This is a genomic window from Pseudaquabacterium terrae, assembly GCF_013266755.1.
GTDB lineage: Bacteria > Pseudomonadota > Gammaproteobacteria > Burkholderiales > Burkholderiaceae_C > Pseudaquabacterium > Pseudaquabacterium terrae.
In genome coordinates, this window is the sequence record NZ_JABRWJ010000037.1 from 1 (window position 1) to 1,348 (window position 1,348).

A 1,348-nucleotide genomic window follows, 5' to 3' on the forward strand; every position below is an offset into this window, starting at 1 on the left:
CGCCAACAGCTACTTCGGCAACGGCACCGACCCGCAGCAGTTGGGCGGCCCGGGCGGCAGCACGCCATTCGGCGGCCCCAGTGGCCTCGGCGGGTCCGGCAACCCCGCGCAGCAGATCCAGGGCCTGATGCAGATGGTCATGCAGCTGATGCAGTCGCTGATGCCGCTGATGCAGCACATGAATGACACGGGCGGCGGCGGCAACACCGGCGGCGGCAGCCCCTTCGGCGGCACCAATCCCAACACCGGCGGCAGCCCGTACAGTGGCGGCAGCCCCTTCGGCGGCACCAACCCCAATGGCGGTGGCAGCCCGTATGGGGGTGGCAGCCCTTACGGCGCCCCTCCGAGCACCGGCGGCAGCCCCTACAGCGCTCCTCCGAGCACCGGCGGCAGCCCTTACGGCAGCACCAATCCCGCGGGCGGCCCCAACAACACGAGCGGGCCGAACAAGAACAGTGGCATCGGTGACCTGGGCGACTTCTTCATCGAGCTCAGCAAGCTGTTCGAAGGGTTCAACCAAAACCTCGGCGATGTGGGCAGCGGTGGACCCGCCGATGCACGCGGGCCCAGCACGCCGCCGAACGGCCCCAGCACCCCGCCGAACACGCGCTCCGGTCCGAACTACGACACTGAGCGCACGCCCACCGACGACTACGAACGCAAGCCCAATAGCTACGGCAACAAGCCGAAGGACAACGAGCGCAAGCCCAAGGGGAGCGACGACGAGCGTCAAGTGCCGGATTGCGAAATGCCGACCAACCCGACCGGTCCGACCAAGGACAAGAACAAGACTCCGGACACCCGCACGGACGACCCGACGAGCAAGCAGACCGTGCCCGACCCCTACAAGTACAACTCGAAGGGCGGCAACCACTACGAGGACCAGGACAGCGGCTTCGAGTACACGGTCAACAAGAATGGCGACTACACCTGGAAAACCCAGGACGGCAGGGACGTGACCGGCAGCAAGGACGAGCTCGATACCGAGGCCGACTACTGGAAGAACAACCCGAAGGGGAACGACATTTACGCGTACGAGCCGGGCGGCAACAACAGGGTCGGGAGCGAGGGCGGCTTCGAGTACACGAAGAATGAGAACGGCGACTACACCTGGAAGACCCAGGACGACAGGTATGTCACCGGCGACAAGGATGCGCTCTTGGCAGAGCAGGACTACTGGAAGAACAACCCGAAAGAGAAGGACTCGACCGTCGTACCCGACCCTTACAAGTACAACTCGAAGGGCGGCAACCACTACGAGGACCAGGACAGCGGCTTCGAGTACACGGTCAACAAGAATGGCGACTACACCTGGAAAACCCAGGACGGCAGGGACGTGACCGGCAGC

Annotated in this window: 1 pseudogene; it reads left to right on the forward strand. The window is 64.8% G+C overall.

Annotated elements, in window-relative coordinates:
* Window positions 1-1,348 (forward strand): annotated as a pseudogene (locus tag HLB44_RS36530) (hypothetical protein); the annotation flags it as partial.